The organism is uncultured Campylobacter sp. (assembly GCF_938040115.1).
In the GTDB taxonomy this organism is placed as follows: domain Bacteria; phylum Campylobacterota; class Campylobacteria; order Campylobacterales; family Campylobacteraceae; genus Campylobacter_A.
In genome coordinates this window covers 1-15,041 of sequence record NZ_CALHXD010000103.1, presented here as the reverse complement: position 1 = coordinate 15,041, position 15,041 = coordinate 1, and the positions used below count along the sequence as shown (strand labels likewise).

The 15,041-nt window shown below is 48.1% G+C and carries 13 protein-coding genes; 10 read left to right on the top strand and 3 right to left on the bottom strand.

What is annotated here, in order from left to right:
- The 10 genes from Q0314_RS03965 to Q0314_RS03920 all read left to right on the top strand — a co-directional run.
- On the top strand, nt 1-1,505 hold a 1,505-nt coding region (locus Q0314_RS03965; RefSeq protein WP_298056738.1), incomplete at its 5' end, for a DUF748 domain-containing protein.
- A gap of 283 nt (nt 1,506-1,788) precedes the next feature.
- The gene (locus Q0314_RS03960) at nt 1,789-2,478 is read left to right on the top strand and encodes a hypothetical protein (RefSeq protein WP_298056736.1); all 690 of its coding nucleotides are present in this window, start codon (nt 1,789-1,791) and stop codon (nt 2,476-2,478) included.
- 9 nt (nt 2,479-2,487) lie between these two features.
- The gene (locus Q0314_RS03955; protein ID WP_298056733.1) at nt 2,488-3,048 is read left to right on the top strand and encodes a YajG family lipoprotein; all 561 of its coding nucleotides are present in this window, start codon (nt 2,488-2,490) and stop codon (nt 3,046-3,048) included.
- The gene (locus Q0314_RS03950) at nt 3,048-3,620 is read left to right on the top strand and encodes a ComF family protein (RefSeq protein ID WP_297937561.1); all 573 of its coding nucleotides are present in this window, start codon (nt 3,048-3,050) and stop codon (nt 3,618-3,620) included. The genes Q0314_RS03955 and Q0314_RS03950 overlap by 1 nt, the downstream gene beginning before the upstream one ends.
- A 55-nt stretch (nt 3,621-3,675) precedes the next feature.
- A complete protein-coding gene (gyrA, locus tag Q0314_RS03945; protein WP_298056731.1) occupies nt 3,676-6,297 on the top strand; it encodes a DNA gyrase subunit A in 2,622 nt (873 codons plus the stop codon).
- 73 nt (nt 6,298-6,370) lie between these two features.
- On the top strand, nt 6,371-6,877 hold the full coding sequence (locus Q0314_RS03940; RefSeq protein ID WP_004321130.1) for an LPP20 family lipoprotein: 507 nt from the start codon (nt 6,371-6,373) through the stop codon (nt 6,875-6,877).
- A complete protein-coding gene (locus tag Q0314_RS03935) occupies nt 6,853-7,251 on the top strand; it encodes a hypothetical protein (protein ID WP_298056728.1) in 399 nt (132 codons plus the stop codon). The genes Q0314_RS03940 and Q0314_RS03935 overlap by 25 nt, the downstream gene beginning before the upstream one ends.
- 3 nt (nt 7,252-7,254) lie before the next feature.
- On the top strand, nt 7,255-8,424 hold the full coding sequence (locus Q0314_RS03930; protein ID WP_298056726.1) for a sigma-54 dependent transcriptional regulator: 1,170 nt from the start codon (nt 7,255-7,257) through the stop codon (nt 8,422-8,424).
- Nucleotides 8,425-8,838: 414 nt separating this feature from the next.
- Nucleotides 8,839-9,864, top strand: a complete 1,026-nt coding sequence (locus tag Q0314_RS03925; protein ID WP_298056724.1) for an aspartate-semialdehyde dehydrogenase — start codon at nt 8,839-8,841, stop codon at nt 9,862-9,864.
- 422 nt (nt 9,865-10,286) lie between these two features.
- The gene (locus Q0314_RS03920) at nt 10,287-10,790 is read left to right on the top strand and encodes a YqhA family protein (protein WP_298056722.1); all 504 of its coding nucleotides are present in this window, start codon (nt 10,287-10,289) and stop codon (nt 10,788-10,790) included.
- Nucleotides 10,791-11,285: 495 nt separating this feature from the next.
- Here the strand turns inward: Q0314_RS03920 and Q0314_RS03915 are convergent, their stop codons facing one another.
- The 3 genes from Q0314_RS03915 to Q0314_RS03905 all read right to left on the bottom strand — a co-directional run bounded on the left by Q0314_RS03915 (nt 11,286) and on the right by Q0314_RS03905 (nt 14,883).
- On the bottom strand, nt 11,286-12,215 hold the full coding sequence (locus tag Q0314_RS03915; protein ID WP_004321147.1) for a ribose-phosphate pyrophosphokinase: 930 nt from the start codon (nt 12,213-12,215) through the stop codon (nt 11,286-11,288).
- A 358-nt stretch (nt 12,216-12,573) separates the two neighbouring features.
- Complete coding sequence (gene lepA / locus Q0314_RS03910; protein ID WP_298056719.1) at nt 12,574-14,364, bottom strand: translation elongation factor 4; 1,791 nt, start codon at nt 14,362-14,364, stop codon at nt 12,574-12,576.
- A 135-nt stretch (nt 14,365-14,499) separates the two neighbouring features.
- Nucleotides 14,500-14,883, bottom strand: a complete 384-nt coding sequence (locus Q0314_RS03905; RefSeq protein ID WP_298056716.1) for a transporter — start codon at nt 14,881-14,883, stop codon at nt 14,500-14,502.
- Between the last annotated feature and the right edge of the window lie 158 nt (nt 14,884-15,041).

Genomic DNA, 15,041 nt, shown 5'->3' with positions numbered 1-15,041 from the left:
ACGCAAATCTGCCTCGCTACTTCGTCTACGCTAAAAACTATCTGGACGCGAGCTTAAAAAGCGGCGAGCTAAACGCCGAGCTAAACGTAAAATACGCCGCGGACGCCTCCGTAAGCGGTAAGGCAAACATCGCAAATATCGAGCTTGCGGACGGCTCTGGCGATAAGGTTTTTGCCTTTAAAAACCTCAAACTATCTAAAATTTCGTTTGCAAAAAATTTCTTAAATTTAGAGCGCGTGACTCTTAGCGCGCCGTTTTTAAAGACGCATCTAAATAAAGAGCGCGAATTTAACCTAAGTCGCCTCGTGAAAAAGAGCGAGAGCGAAAACGCTCAAAAAGCGGACGCAAAACAAACCGCTTCTAAAAACGAAAAGGCCGTAGAGGCCGCAAAACAGCAGAAAAAAGAGGGCGAGTTTGACTTCGCTATCAAAAACATCCTCGTAGAAAACGGCGACGTAGACTTCTCCGACGCGTCGCTATTTATGCCGTTTGCGACTAAGATCACCAAGCTAGAAGGCGTGCTGATGGATATCGACAGTACTCGCCCGACGATGGGTACGTTTGAGGGCGTGGTCGGCAAGAGCGGCTTTAGCAAGATCGGGCTCAAGCTACTGCCGTACGACCCGAAAAAGAGCACGGAGGTCAAATTTAGCTTTAAAGATATCGATCTAGTCGACGTGACGCCTTATAGCGGGCAGTTTTTGGGCTACAAGATAGAAAAAGGCAAGCTAAATTTGACTCTAAACTACGATGTTAAGGACTCTAAGCTAAACGGTAGCAATGTCGTAAATCTAGACACGCTAACGCTTGGCGAAAAGGTCGAGTCAAAAGATGCGGTAAATTTGCCTCTATCGCTTGCTATCTCGATCTTGAGCGATCAAAACAACCAGATAAACATTGACCTACCCGTGGAGGGCGACCTAAATGACCCTGATTTTAAATACGGCGGCATCGTCTGGGAAGCTGTAAAGAAGCTGTTTGCAGACATCACGCTGGCCCCGTTTAGATTTTTGGGTAATATGCTAGGGCTAAGCAGCCAGGATCTAAACACTATCGACTTTATGCCTGCAAATGCCGAACTCATCGTATCCGAGCAGGCTAAGATAGCCGACTTTATCAAGCTAACGACGGCAAAACCTAAGATGAAGCTAAGCATCACTCCGGCCTATTCGGATGTGGACGTAACGGCGCTAAAAAACGCGAAACTAAACGAAAAAATCAGTCAAACGATGGCGCAAACGGGCAAGGACTACGCAGGAGCGCTCGCATCGCTAGCTCCAAAAGAAAAAAGTACCGACGAAAAGGTGCTGAGAGAGGCCGCATTAAAAGACATCGAGGTGAAAAAAGAGCAGCTGCTGGAACTTGCTAACGCAAGAGCTCAGGCTATCAAGGCAGCCCTAGCGCAGGCGGGACTGGCCGAGGATAGGATGACTGTCAAAAAGCCTGAAAAAACGGACGTCAAGCAGGGCGAATACTCAAGCGTGATGATGGGCGTGGCGGATTAAATTTGTATGGTTGCGGGTGTTTATTTTATCCGCGCTCTTGTTTGTTCGCCTTGTTTGTTACAAAGGTTTTTTGGGCCTAAATTTGCAAATTTGACGCATCCAGACCCGCGCCTTGAAAATACTAAATTTAGCGCTATCTCCGCTTTTAAAATTTCAAAAATCAAATTTAATAAAATTTACACAAATTTCCAATTTCCTCCAAATTTTACGCAAATTTGGAAATTCATCTCAAATTTGGATAGAATTTTGCTTGCACGATGTAAAATTTACGAAAGGATTTTTTATGAAAAATTTTATACTTTTATTTGCGGCGTTCCTTTTTACGGGATGTTTCGGGCTTTTCGAGAGCTCGCCACAGGTCGCTCAAACTAGCGAAGGCAACGCAAAAGGCTACAAAGAGGTGATGCGTATCAAAGCAGACTGCTCCTCGTGCGCTAGCGGCGGTCAGGATATCAAGATAAACGGCACGGACTACACCAGCGACGTGGCGATAAAATGCTGCATCGCTCAAAGCAGGATCGACACGAACGCGGCCATCAAAAAAGTCTATATCCACAAAATAGCCGACGAAAGAGCAGCGGATAGCGGCATAAAATTTATATCCAAAAACGGCGCGAAAATGCTCTATCCAAAAGAGCGTCTTGAGAGGCTTTTTCATCTTTTCTTACAAGACGAGCTGCTAAATCGCGGCATCATGGTCGTGGATAGCCAAACATCGCCATACACGTACCGCGTGGATTTTGCCTTTACCGACTACGCAGCATCTTATAGCGAGCCGTCGCAGTATCTAAGCGCGGCAATGAAGGGCAAACTGGGCGTCAAAAACATAAACAAAACCCGCGTGCTAAATATCTCCACCAGACAAGACGTGCGCAAACTTGAGGTCGAGGACACCGAGGATTTTAACCTCTACGTCTACCTTCTCGTTAAACAAGCCGCCAACAAAGCCGCCGAAGAGATATCAAAACTATAAAGGAAAAATATGAAAAAATTAGCTTTTTACGCCCTTGTCGCCGCGCTTTTTGCTGCGATTATGAGCGGATGTTCGCAGCGCAGCTCGGTGTTAAATTTAACCCCGTATCAATCAACCTCAAACCAGATGGGCTACCAAAAAAATATCCGTATAAATAGCATCGAGGACGCCCGCGCAAACAAAAGCATCGTCGCCACGATCACCGGCAGCAACGGCAACGTCAAGGAGTACGTCACGCTACAAAACAGCATCGAGAGCTGGCTACAAGACGGCCTTAGCACCGAGCTAAAGCGCTTGGGAGCAAATTTGAGCGACTTTGGCGATATCGTCGTGGACGTGAGGATCGTCGAGCTTAAAGCAAATCTAAGCGGCTACTCCACCGACAACCTAAAAGGCTCGGCAAAGCTCACAATAACGGTGCACAGAGGCGATCAAACCATCACCAAAAACGTCTCGCAGGAGCAGACTAAATTTGCCCCGATCCACACGAGCGGCGCGTTTAAGAGCTTTTTTGACGAGCTACTCCAAGACATCGTAAAACGCGCGGCGATCCAGATCCTAAAAAGCTAATGAGATGCGCTAACTGCGGGCATCTGAGTCTGGGCGTGATCTGTAAAATTTGCAAAGATCACCTGCTCGCCTCGCCCGCAAGGACGCGCGTTTTGGACGGCGATTTTAAAATTTATAGCTTTTTTGACTACTCCGAAGTTAAAAATTTACTCCACTCAAAGCACCTATTTCACGGCTCTTTCGTTTACGGCGCGCTTGCAAATTTGAGTTTTAAGATTTTTGCGCGAAAATTTAGCTTCGGCTCGCTGGTAAATGCCGTACCTATCGACGACAAAACAACTAGCGGCTACTCGCATACGGCGATCCTAGCTCGCGCGTTAAAAAGCGCGGAAATCCGTCCGCTTTACGCCTGCTTGCACGCGGATTCAAACGTCAGCTATTACGGCAAAGACCTAGCCTTTCGCCTGAAAAATCCGCGAAATTTTAAGCTCTTAAAAACGCCTAAATTCCCCGTTATCTTGATAGACGATATCGTGACGACGGGCACGACGATAGACGAAGCCAGACAGACGCTGCAAAAAGCCGGCTGCGAGGTACTTTTCGCGCTGACGCTTGCAGATGCGAGGTATTAAATTAAATTTTAATCAAATTTAAGCTAAAATCGGCAAGTAAATTTTAAGGATAAAAATGGAAGAAAATCTACTCAATCAAAATCAAGACATCCAAGCCGTCGATATCGAAGAGTCGATAAAAACGAGTTACCTCGACTACTCGATGAGCGTCATAGTCGGTCGCGCCCTGCCCGATGTCAGAGACGGCCTAAAGCCCGTTCATAGACGCATCCTATACGCGATGAACAACCTCGGAGTCGGCAGTCGTAGCCCGTATATGAAGTCCGCTCGTATTGTTGGCGAGACTATGGGTAAATATCACCCGCACGGCAATCTAGCCATCTACGACGCGCTCGTGCGTATGGCGCAGAAATTTTCCATGCGCTATCCGACTGTCGACGGTCAAGGAAACTTCGGCTCCATCGACGGCGACGGCGCTGCAGCGGAGCGTTATACCGAAGCTAGGATGACGAATCTCACCGAAGAAATCTTGCGCGATATCGAAAAAGACACGGTTGATTTTATCCCAAACTACGACGATAGAGAGACTGAGCCAGACGTCCTGCCTAGCCGCGTGCCAAATTTGCTGCTAAACGGCTCTAGCGGTATCGCCGTCGGTATGGCGACGAATATCCCGCCGCACAGCCTTGATGAGCTCATCGACGGACTTTTGCTCGTGCTTGAAAATAAAAATGCGACGCTAGAAGAGGTGATGCAGTACATAAAAGGGCCGGATTTTCCGACGGGCGGGATAATATTTGGCAAAAAAGGCATCATCGAGGCCTACCGCACGGGACGCGGCCGAGTAAAACTACGCGCTAAAACCCACATCGAAAAAAAACCGAACAAAGACGTCATCGTCGTAGACGAGCTGCCGTATCAGACGAACAAAGCCCGCCTCATCGAGCAGATCGCCGAGCTGGTTAAAGAAAAACAGATCGAAGGCATCAGCGAAGTGCGCGACGAGTCCGATAAAGACGGCATCCGCGTCGTCATCGAGCTAAAACGCGACGCTATGAGCGACATCGTGCTAAATAATCTCTTTAAATCCACGACGATGGAGAGCACCTTTGGCGTCATAATGCTCGCGATAAACAACAAAGAGCCGAAGGTATTTAACCTAATCGAGCTTTTGAAGCTATTTTTAAATCACAGAAAAACCGTCATTATCCGCCGCACGATATTCGACCTGGAAAAAGCTAGAGCTAGAGCGCATATTTTAGAGGGCTTAAAGATCGCGCTAGATAATATCGACGAGGTGATCGAGCTCATCAAAAATAGCGCCGACACGCCGAGCGCTCGCGAGGGATTAGTAGCGAAATTCGGCCTTAGCGAGTTACAAGCAAACGCGATCCTAGATATGAGACTAAGCAAGCTAACTGGTCTTGAGCGCGAGAAGTTAGAGGCCGAACTAGCCGAGCTGATGGCCGAGATCGCGCGCCTTGATGAAATTTTAAAGAGCGAAACCTTGCTAGAAAAACTAATCAAAGACGAGCTGCTTGAGATAAAAAATAAATTTAAAGTGCCGCGCATTACCGAGATCGTGGATGATTACGACGACATCGACATCGAAGATCTCATCCCTAACGAAAACATGGTCGTAACCATCACGCACCGAGGTTACATCAAGCGCGTGCCGAGCAAGCAGTACGAGAAGCAAAAACGCGGCGGCAAGGGCAAGGTTGCGGTAACTACGTACGACGACGACTTCATCGAGAGCTTCTTTACGAGCAACACTCACGATACGCTGATGTTCGTGACTGACCGCGGACAGCTCTACTGGCTCAAAGTCTATAAGATCCCTGAAGGAAGCCGCACGGCAAAGGGCAAAGCGGTAGTAAATCTCATCCAGCTACAGCCCGACGAAAAGATCAAGGCGATCATTCCGACGACTGATTTTGCCGAAAGCAAATCGCTCGCGTTTTTCACCAAAAACGGCATAGTAAAACGCACGAATTTGAGCGAATTTAAAAACATCCGCTCTATCGGCGTGCGCGCCATCAACCTAGACGAGAACGACGAGCTAGTAACGGCTCTCATCGTAGAAGGCGAAGAAGAGCCGATAAATATAATCGACGAGCTTGGCGTAGAGACCGAGATAAACGAGATAGAGGCGATAGAAGCTCAGATCGACGAGGAAAATAGCGAAGAAAACGACGAAAACGCGGCCGAAGGAAGCGACGATAGCGAAAAGATGCTATTTATCGTGACCAAAAAGGGAATGTGCCTCAAATTTAAACTCAGCAAAGTCCGCCAGATGGGTAGAACGGCTCGCGGCGTGACGGGTATTAAATTTAAAGAAGCCGGCGATGAGGTCGTAGGCGCAGCCGTCATCGAAAGCAACGAACAAGAAGTGCTAAGCATATCTCAAAAAGGTATCGGCAAACGCACCACCGCAGACGAATACCGCCTAACAAATCGCGGCGGCAAGGGCGTAATCTGCATGAAGCTAACGAATCGTACCGGCGATCTAATCGGCGTCGTAATGGTCGATGATGAACAAGATCTGATGGCCCTAACCTCAAGCGGCAAGATGATACGCGTCGATATGCAAAGTATCCGCAAAGCGGGCCGAAACACCAGCGGCGTCATCGTAGTAAACGTGGACGGCGACGACGTAGTCAGTATCGCCAAGTGTCCTAAAGCCGATGATGGCGAGGATGAGAGCGGCGAAGAGACGCTAGAAAATTTAGAATGAATTTAGTGTTTTTGGAATACAATTTGCTAGTAAATTTGCAAACAAAAAAACAACTAAATTTAAAGGTTCAAGAATGAAAAAAATTACATTCGCGGTTTTAGGCGCAGTAGTATTTTTGACGAGCGGTTGCTCTTTTAACAACCCTTTTGCCTCCGACGACGCAACATCGGCAAAGCAAGACATCGTCATCCAAAAGGTCGATAAAGAGGACATCAGAAGCGTGATGAAACAAGAAAAGATGATATACGATATCGAACCGGCCGATGCGGTATTTGGCGCCGTGGGTGAGGGCATCGCTCCGACCAATACCGTCTCTCATGCCCAGTCTTTAGCTCTAGCTAAACGCGCGGCCATCGCCGATGCGCACAGACAGCTAGCCGAGAAACTATACGGAGTCAAGATAAACTCCAAAGATACGGTTAGAGACGCGATGCTTAGAGACTCGACCATCACGGCTCAAGTAGCAGGCCTTATCAAAAACGCTTCCATCGTCGAGCACGACTTTAAAGACGGGCTCTACCGCGTCAGAATGGAAATGAAAATAGACCAAAGCAAGTGGCAAGAAATTTTTGCTTACTGATTGCCGCTGCGGCGCTTCTTTACGGCTCGGAGGAGTTTATCCTCTGGGCCAAAATCTCCACTAAAAATCACGCCGTCGTTTACGACGATATCGCACTTTCAAAAGCAATGGTTCTAAGCGAGCTAGAGTACGAGTATCTATGCGAAATAGACGCCCCAAAGCAGCCCGCCCAAAGCTCGCTAGAGTTTTTAAATTTACATAAAAACGAGCTTTTCGAGTGCTTTTTGCCATACAAATTTAAGGTCGAAGACCGCTTCATTCAACGCAACAAAAATATGAACTCCGCAACCGACCTCACGCTGTTTCCCGTGCGTTTTACGGTGAAATTTAAGCCCTCTTCGGCTATCATAAGCGTATTTAAAAACAAAGAGTAAAAGATGAATATCGTAATAGTAGAAGACGACATAAATATGCGCAAGTCCCTAGAGATCGCGCTTGGCGAATACGACGATCTAAAAATCAAAAGCTATAAAAGCGCGGTCGAGGCGCTTAAAAAAATGGGCGAGGACGTCGATCTCATCATCACCGACATCAACATGCCTCAGATGGACGGGCTGGAGTTCATCAAGCGCCTGGAGGGCAAATTTGACGTCATCATAATGACTGGAAACGCGACGCTAAACAAAGCCATCGAGAGCGTGCGCCTTGGCGTCAAGGATTTTCTAACAAAGCCGTTTGACGCGCAAACGCTGTATGAGGCGATAAAAAGGGTAGAAATTTTACGCCGTAAACTACCTGCTGCGAGCCTAAAAGCCGCGCAAAGCGGGTCAAATTTACAGGCTGATTCGACCGATTTCGTCGCTAGCTCGCCCGCGCTTGAGTACGCCCTAAATTTAAGCAAGCGCGTCGCAAAAACGGACGCTTCGGTGATGCTGATGGGCGAAAGCGGCGTAGGCAAGGAGCTTTTTGCCAAATTTATCCACAAAAACTCGCCGCGCAAGGACGGCCCATTTATCGCGATAAACATGGCCGCGATCCCAGAAAATTTGATAGAAAGCGAGCTTTTCGGCTTTGAAAAGGGCGCATTTACCGACGCTTCGGCGATGAAAAAGGGGCAGTTTGAGCTAGCCGACGGCGGCACGTTATTTCTAGACGAGATCGGCGAGATGCCTATAAATTTGCAGCCAAAGCTCCTGCGCGCGATCCAGGAGCGCGAGATCACGCGCCTTGGCGCGACAAAAAGCATCAAAATAGACGTCCGTATCGTTTCAGCGACCAATGCCGACCTGCCCGAACTCATACAAAGCGGTAAATTTAGAGAGGACCTGTTTTACCGTCTAAACACCGTTCCGGTCGCCATCCCGCCGCTAAGAGAACGTAAAGAGGAGATCTTGCCTATCGCGGAGCGTTTTTTAGAGCAAAGCTGCGGCGAATTCGGCCTTGGGGCGAAACACTTTTCCGAGGCTGCCGTTAAAGAGCTCCAAAAATACGATTTTCCGGGCAATATCCGCGAGCTAATCTCCGTCGTGCAGCGAGCAGCGATCCTAAGCGAAAGCGAGGAGATACAACCGGGCGATCTTTTTTTGCAGGCTCGCAGTAGAAAGTAGCTTAAATTTAAGCTTCACGCGAGTAAAATAAGCAAGATTTTAGCTTAGATTTTAATTTAGCCGGGCCGAGACGGCGACGCCGAAAACACTGTGCGGTTTTAGTAAATTTGAGCGGCAAATTTGAGCCGGCGAGAAGTAAAATTCAATCGCAAATTTGAGTTAAATTTGATGGGTAAGAGCGGTCGCGATTAGCTTTTGTGCCAAAACCCAAATTTAGCCCGCAAAACAGGTTTGGTCTTAAACGCGTGACGCAACCGACGAGACTAGCCGTAAGACGGCTCGCCGTCTAAGAAGCAAACAAAATTTAGTCTGCAAAGCCTGACGAGTCTTTGGTGCCGGGTTAAGCCAAAGGGGCTTGCCGCAAGGTCTTTGCCGACCGAGATGTAAAAAGAAGTAAAAACAAAGGAGTCTAAAATGAGAAAATTTAACGTTGCCGTCGTGGGCGCGACGGGCGCAGTCGGAGAGGAGCTTTTCCGCGTTATGGAGGAGGTGGATTTCCCGGTGGGCGAGCTACTACCGTTAGCAAGCGCGAAAAGCGCGGGTAGCGAGATAGAGTTTAAGGGCAAAAACTACAAAGTCGTAGAGCTTACCGAGACCGTTTTTGACGAGCGCGAGATCGACATAGCGTTTTTTAGCGCGGGCGGATCGGTATCCGAAAAATACGCCAAATTTGCAGCCGCCAGCGGCGCCGTCGTGATCGATAACACCAGCCACTTTAGGATGGATGCGGACGTGCCATTGGTCGTGCCCGAGTGCAACCCGCAGGACATCGCGCAGTGGAAAAACCGCGGCATCATCGCCAATCCAAACTGCTCAACCATCCAAATGGTGCAAATTTTAAAACCGCTAGACGACGCGTACGGCATCAACCGCGTGGACGTAGCGACCTATCAGGCGGCTTCTGGCGCGGGCAAAGAGGGCATGGAGGAGTTAGTTACGCAGCTGCAAAAGTTTTTCGAGTTTAAGCTTGATGAGTGCAAGCCGAAAGTCTTCGCGCACCAGCTAGCGTTTAACGTCATCCCGCACATCGACGTATTTTTGGACAACGACTACACGAAAGAGGAGATGAAAATGGTCAACGAGACCCAAAAAATCCTCCACAAAAATATGGAAGTGAGCGCGACCTGCGTGCGCGTGCCGGTGCTTCGCAGCCACTCCGAGGCGATTACGATTCATTTTGACAGAGACGTAGACGCCGTAGCCGCTCGCGAAGTCCTACGCAAGGCGCCTAGTATCGTGGTCGTGGACGAGCCCGCCGCGAAAAAGTATCCGATGCCAAGCATCTCAAGCGACACCAACGAGACCTACGTCGGACGCATCCGCGCGGATAACTACCGCAAAAATGTCCTTCATCTGTGGTGTAGCGCCGATCAGATCCGCGTGGGAGCGGCGACTAATGCCGTAAGAATCGCGCAAAAATGGATAGAAATGCAGGAATAATCGCCCGCATTTTATTTAAATTTGCCGAATTTGCGCTTTAGTTCTTGGCGTAAATTCGGCTAAAATTTGATTATCTTAAAATATAAAATCGAGTTTTTCCGATACGAATTTTCTACTAGCTTTTTAAATTTGACGCTTAAATTTACCAGCATCTTTACGGCGCAAATCGCCGCAAGCAAACAGTACCGTCAAATTTACGCAATCAAATTTAATAAACTCAAATTTGACTCGCCCGTCAATCGGCCGCGGCTCGTCTAAAAGGGCATTATAAACCGCGCGAAACTCAAATTTAACCCCGCCCGATAAACAACCCAAGCCTCACACATCGACTCAAATTCCCGCCAGACTAGTGCTTGCTCAACGTACTAGCTTTAAGGAAAATATTATAAAATACGCGTTTTATTTTTAAACAAAGGAAATTAATGCGTAAAGCTTTTGAAAAAATCCTGCTCTTTAGCAACAACTTCACGCTGCTTCCCGTGGTCTTTGGCTTGCTTGGCGCTATCGTGCTTTTCGTCATCGCTAGCTACGACGTGGGCAAGGTATTCGTCGCCGTTTATCACTACTTTTTCGGCGATTTTCACCCGGAGAACTTCCACTCCGAAGTCGTCGGCGAGATCGTTGGAGCGATCGACCTTTATCTCATGGCACTCGTGCTTTACATCTTTAGCTTCGGCATTTACGAACTGTTTATCTCCGAGATCGAGGAGCTTAAGAAGTCCAAGCAGAGCAAAGTCCTCGAGGTGCACTCGCTCGACGAGCTCAAGGACAAACTGGGCAAAGTCATCATCATGGTGCTTATCGTTAACTTTTTCCAACGCGTTTTGCACGCAAATTTCACCACTCCGCTTGAGATGACCTATCTCGCGGCCTCGATTTTGGCGCTTTGTTTGGGACTTTATTTCCTGCACAAAGGCGAACACTGAGGCCTTTTGCGAGCCTGGCTTCGGGCTCGCTTTTTAAATTTCGATTCAAATTTTACCGCCGTGCCGCATGTGAATAACTTTTAAATTTCGCCTTTATCATTAAGTTTTATTTCAAAATTTCTCCAAATTTAAAGCTGTATAAATTTAAGTTCTGTTTTAGCAACAAATGCCTATTTTATGGGCTTTTGGGATTAAATTTAAGATTACAAAATTAACCAAAATAATATAAATTATTTCACTTTTCACTCCGTGAAAAAAACGTGAAAAGTTACGTTTAATTTCAGCCTTTTTTGAGTAAATTTGACGCAGTCAAATTTGATCGGTACGACCCGCATCTTTACGGCGTGAATAATTTGGGTATAAATTGAGAGTCGTAAGTAGAGAGTTAAATTTGACGCTTAAAGATAGGTATAAATTTAAAAACGGCGCACGCTTACCGCATACGCCGCCAAGGGGTATTTTAATCAAAAATAGCGACCAAAGCGCCGCCTACAATCAGTCAAATAGTGAATTTACGCTTTCGTTATGATACACGCGTCTGATCACCTCGCCAAAAATCGGCGCGACGCTGAGCACTTTTATCTTTTCGTTTTCCTCGCGAAGCGGTATCGTGTCAGTCACTACTAACTCGTCTAGCGCGCTATCTGCTAGGTTTTCGTAGGCTTTGCCCGAGAGCACCGCATGCGTGCAGCACGCCATCACCGAGGTTGCGCCGCGCTCTTTAAAGACTTTTGCCGCCTTTACTATCGTACCGCCCGTGTCGATCATATCATCGACTAGTATCACATCCTTGCCCGCTACGTCGCCGATCACGTTCATTACTTCGCTCTCGTTGGCTTTTTCGCGGCGTTTATCGACGATGACGATGTCGAGATTTAGGGCTTTTGCGACGCTTCTAGCGCGCGCGACGCCGCCGATATCGGGGCTAGCGATGATAGGATTTTTGAGATTTTTGTTTTTGATATGGTCGTTAAAGATGATCGAACCGTAGAGGTTATCGACCGGGATGTCGAAAAAGCCCTGAATTTGGCCCGCATGAAGGTCGATCGTGACGACGCGGTCGATGCCCGCCGTTTGCATCATATTTGCCACGAGCTTTGCCGTGATAGGCACGCGGGGAGCGGCTTTGCGGTCTTGGCGCGCGTAGCCGAAATACGGCACCACCGCCGTTATCGAGCTAGCCGAGCTGCGCTTAAGCGCGTCGGTTAGGATCAAAAGCTCCATCAAATTTACGTTTGCGGGCGCGCAGGTAGGCTGGATGATGAAAATATCCTTGCCGCGCACGCTCTCGCCGATCTGCACGCTGATCTCGCCGTCGCTAAAGCGTTTGATCGTAGCTTCGCTAAGCGGAAGCGATAAATAGTGCGAAATTTTCTTTGAAAACGCCGGATTTGCGGTACCCGAAAAGATTTTGTAACCTCTCATAACGATTAACCTTTATAAAATTTTTACCTAATTTTACCGAACTAAAACTTAAATTCGTAGATTTTTGCGGATAAATTTTATCTTTTGTAGGCTCAAATTTGAGCTTTTGACGCGCTAGTTCGGGCTGCCGGCGAACTAATCTTTTTAAAAGTTATACGATGCCGACTGTTTTAATAGAGCTATTTTTGAGACAAATTTTACCTCTAGCTTTAAAATATCGCGAATTTATCTCACGTAAAATTTGACCGAGCCAAATTTAGCATTTTCGCGGTGCGGGTCTCGGCCAGTAAAATTTGCAATTTGACCGCGAGATAATAAAAGCAGCTGCGAGCGCAGCAAAAACGTTCGCAAAACGCCGCTAGTCTATTTTTAAAACGCTTAAAAATGCCTCTTGCGGCAAATTTACCTTGCCGATAGCTTTCATGCGCTTTTTACCCTCTTTTTGCTTCTCAAGTAGCTTGCGCTTACGCGTTATGTCGCCGCCGTAGCACTTGGCGGTTACGTTTTTGCCCATCGATTTTACCGTTTCGCGCGCGATGATTTTGTTGCCGATGCTGGCTTGAATAGCCACCTCAAAGAGCTGGCGCGGCACGATCTCTTTCATGGCTTTTACGAAGTCGCGCCCCTTGGACTGGGCTTTACTTTCGGGCACGATGATAGAGAGCGCGTCCACGGTCTCGCCCGCGACCTTGATATCAAGCTTCACCAGATCGCCCACGCGGTAGTCGCTAGGCTCATAATCAAAGCTCGCATAGCCTTTGGTGCTCGATTTTAGCTTGTCGTAAAAGTCCATCACGATCTCGTTCATCGGGATGTCGTACTCGAGCAGCACGCGCTCGGGCGTGATGTAGTCCATCTTGGTCTGCACGGCGCGGCGGTTGTTTAGCAGCGTGATGATGTTGCCCAAAAACTCGCTAGGCGTGATGATCGTGGCTTTGACGTAGGGCTCTTTGATATGCTCGATTTTATTGACCGGCGGGAGCTGGCTAGGGTTTTGGATACGTAAAATTTGACCGTCGGTTTGTACGACTTCGTAGGTGACGGTCGGAGCCGTGGCGATGAGATCGAGGTCAAATTCGCGCTCCAAACGCTCCTTGATAACCTCCATATGCAGCAGTCCCAAAAATCCGACGCGAAAGCCAAACCCAAGCGCGACCGAGGTTTCCGGCTCGTAGCTAATGGAGCTGTCGTTTAGCTTTAGTTTATCAAGTGCGTCGCGCAGGTCTTCAAATTTATCCGTTTCGATCGGGTAAAGCCCCGCAAATACGAACGGTTTAGCCCGCTCAAAGCCGCCGACGGGCTCTTTAACGGGATTACGAGCCAGCGTGATCGTGTCGCCCACCTGAACATCGCTCACGTTTTTTAGTCCCAGTACCACGATACCGACCTCACCCGCACCCAAATTTGCCGTTTTTATCGGCGCGATGGGGTTTGGATACATGAGATCTAGCACGATGTGTTTTTTGCCCGTGCCCATGACTAAGATTTCGTCGTTTTTCTTTAGCTCGCCGTCGTAGACGCGCACGAGCGCCAGCGCGCCTAGGTAGTTGTCAAACCAGCTGTCGTAGATGAGCGTTTTTAGCGGTTTTTCCGCCTCGCCGCCGGGAGAGGGGATGCGCGTGATGATGGCTTCTAGCAGCTCTTTGATGCCGATGCCCGTTTTTGCGCTGACCTCGACCGCGCCGCTACAGTCAAGCCCTATAACGTGCTCGATCTCGTTTTTTACGCGCTCGGGGTCTGCTGCCGGGAGGTCGATTTTATTGATAACGGGGATGATTTCGAGGTTGTTTTCTAGCGCGATATAGACGTTTGCGATGGTTTGAGCTTCTACGCCCTGAGAAGCGTCCACGACAAGTAGCGCGCCCTCGCAGCTAGCCAGAGAGCGGCTCACCTCGTAGCTAAAGTCCACGTGGCCCGGGGTGTCGATCAAATTTAGGACGAAATTTTCGCCGCCGAGCGCATAGTTTAGGCGTACGGACTGAGCCTTGATCGTGATGCCGCGCTCTTTTTCGATATCCATCGTGTCCATGATTTGCGAGCTCATCTCGCGGTCGCTAACGGCGCCGCACTCCTGTATCAGGCGGTCTGCGAGTGTACTTTTGCCGTGGTCGATATGAGCGATGATGCTAAAATTTCTGATGTTTTTCATGAAATCCCTAGTTAAATTTTGGGCGATTGTATAAAAATTTTCGTTAAAGTAGAGTAAATTTAGCTTTCGTTAAACGGGCGGCGGCTTGCGGCGGGGGATTTGGAGTAAATTTGACGCGGATTCGGTTCGTAAAATTTAACGTAAATTTTGAAGTCTTTCGCGCACGGCGCAAATAACGGCGCAAAGCGAATACAAAAAATAAACATACGCCGCCAGTGGAGCAAAAGCTACGAATCCCGAGGCGTAAACTAGAGCGTTTAGGGCGTATGTCGCGTTTGCGAGCGCGGGTATATGATACGTCCAAAGCTCAGGCTTTTCAAAAGGAGTGTTGATAGCGTTGAAATACAAAGCCAAATTTAGCGCGAGCAGTAGCAAAAATATATAATTCTTTTTCATAAAAGGAAAAACGGTGCAAACCAAGGCTAACGCGAAATTTAGCGCGATAAGAAAACCTATATAATTACCGTCCCCAAGGGCGCAATGCAGGGCGAAAATCACGACTAGTATATATTTTTTCATCTAAATTCGCCCCTTTTATAAAAATGAGTCGATATTTGCCCAAATTTTAATGACTATGCCCCAAATGTCCGCCCGCGTCGCTTGACCTTACTTCGCAGATTAGCTCGTCGGCGCATTCGCTCTCGCTGCTCTCAAGCTGCAGCGTCGTGTGCGTGATG

Bases quoted from the DNA above. Each gene is read 5' to 3' on its own strand.
- Q0314_RS03960 (WP_298056736.1), top strand. From the start codon at position 1,789: ATGAAAAATTTTATACTTTTATTTGCGGCGTTCCTTTTTACGGGATGT.
- Q0314_RS03955 (WP_298056733.1), top strand. From the start codon at position 2,488: ATGAAAAAATTAGCTTTTTACGCCCTTGTCGCCGCGCTTTTTGCTGCG.
- Q0314_RS03950 (WP_297937561.1), top strand. From the start codon at position 3,048: ATGAGATGCGCTAACTGCGGGCATCTGAGTCTGGGCGTGATCTGTAAA.
- gyrA (WP_298056731.1), top strand. From the start codon at position 3,676: ATGGAAGAAAATCTACTCAATCAAAATCAAGACATCCAAGCCGTCGAT.
- Q0314_RS03940 (WP_004321130.1), top strand. From the start codon at position 6,371: ATGAAAAAAATTACATTCGCGGTTTTAGGCGCAGTAGTATTTTTGACG.
- Q0314_RS03930 (WP_298056726.1), top strand. From the start codon at position 7,255: ATGAATATCGTAATAGTAGAAGACGACATAAATATGCGCAAGTCCCTA.
- Q0314_RS03925 (WP_298056724.1), top strand. From the start codon at position 8,839: ATGAGAAAATTTAACGTTGCCGTCGTGGGCGCGACGGGCGCAGTCGGA.
- Q0314_RS03920 (WP_298056722.1), top strand. From the start codon at position 10,287: ATGCGTAAAGCTTTTGAAAAAATCCTGCTCTTTAGCAACAACTTCACG.
- Q0314_RS03915 (WP_004321147.1), bottom strand. From the start codon at position 12,215: ATGAGAGGTTACAAAATCTTTTCGGGTACCGCAAATCCGGCGTTTTCA.
- lepA (WP_298056719.1), bottom strand. From the start codon at position 14,364: ATGAAAAACATCAGAAATTTTAGCATCATCGCTCATATCGACCACGGC.
- Q0314_RS03905 (WP_298056716.1), bottom strand. From the start codon at position 14,883: ATGAAAAAATATATACTAGTCGTGATTTTCGCCCTGCATTGCGCCCTT.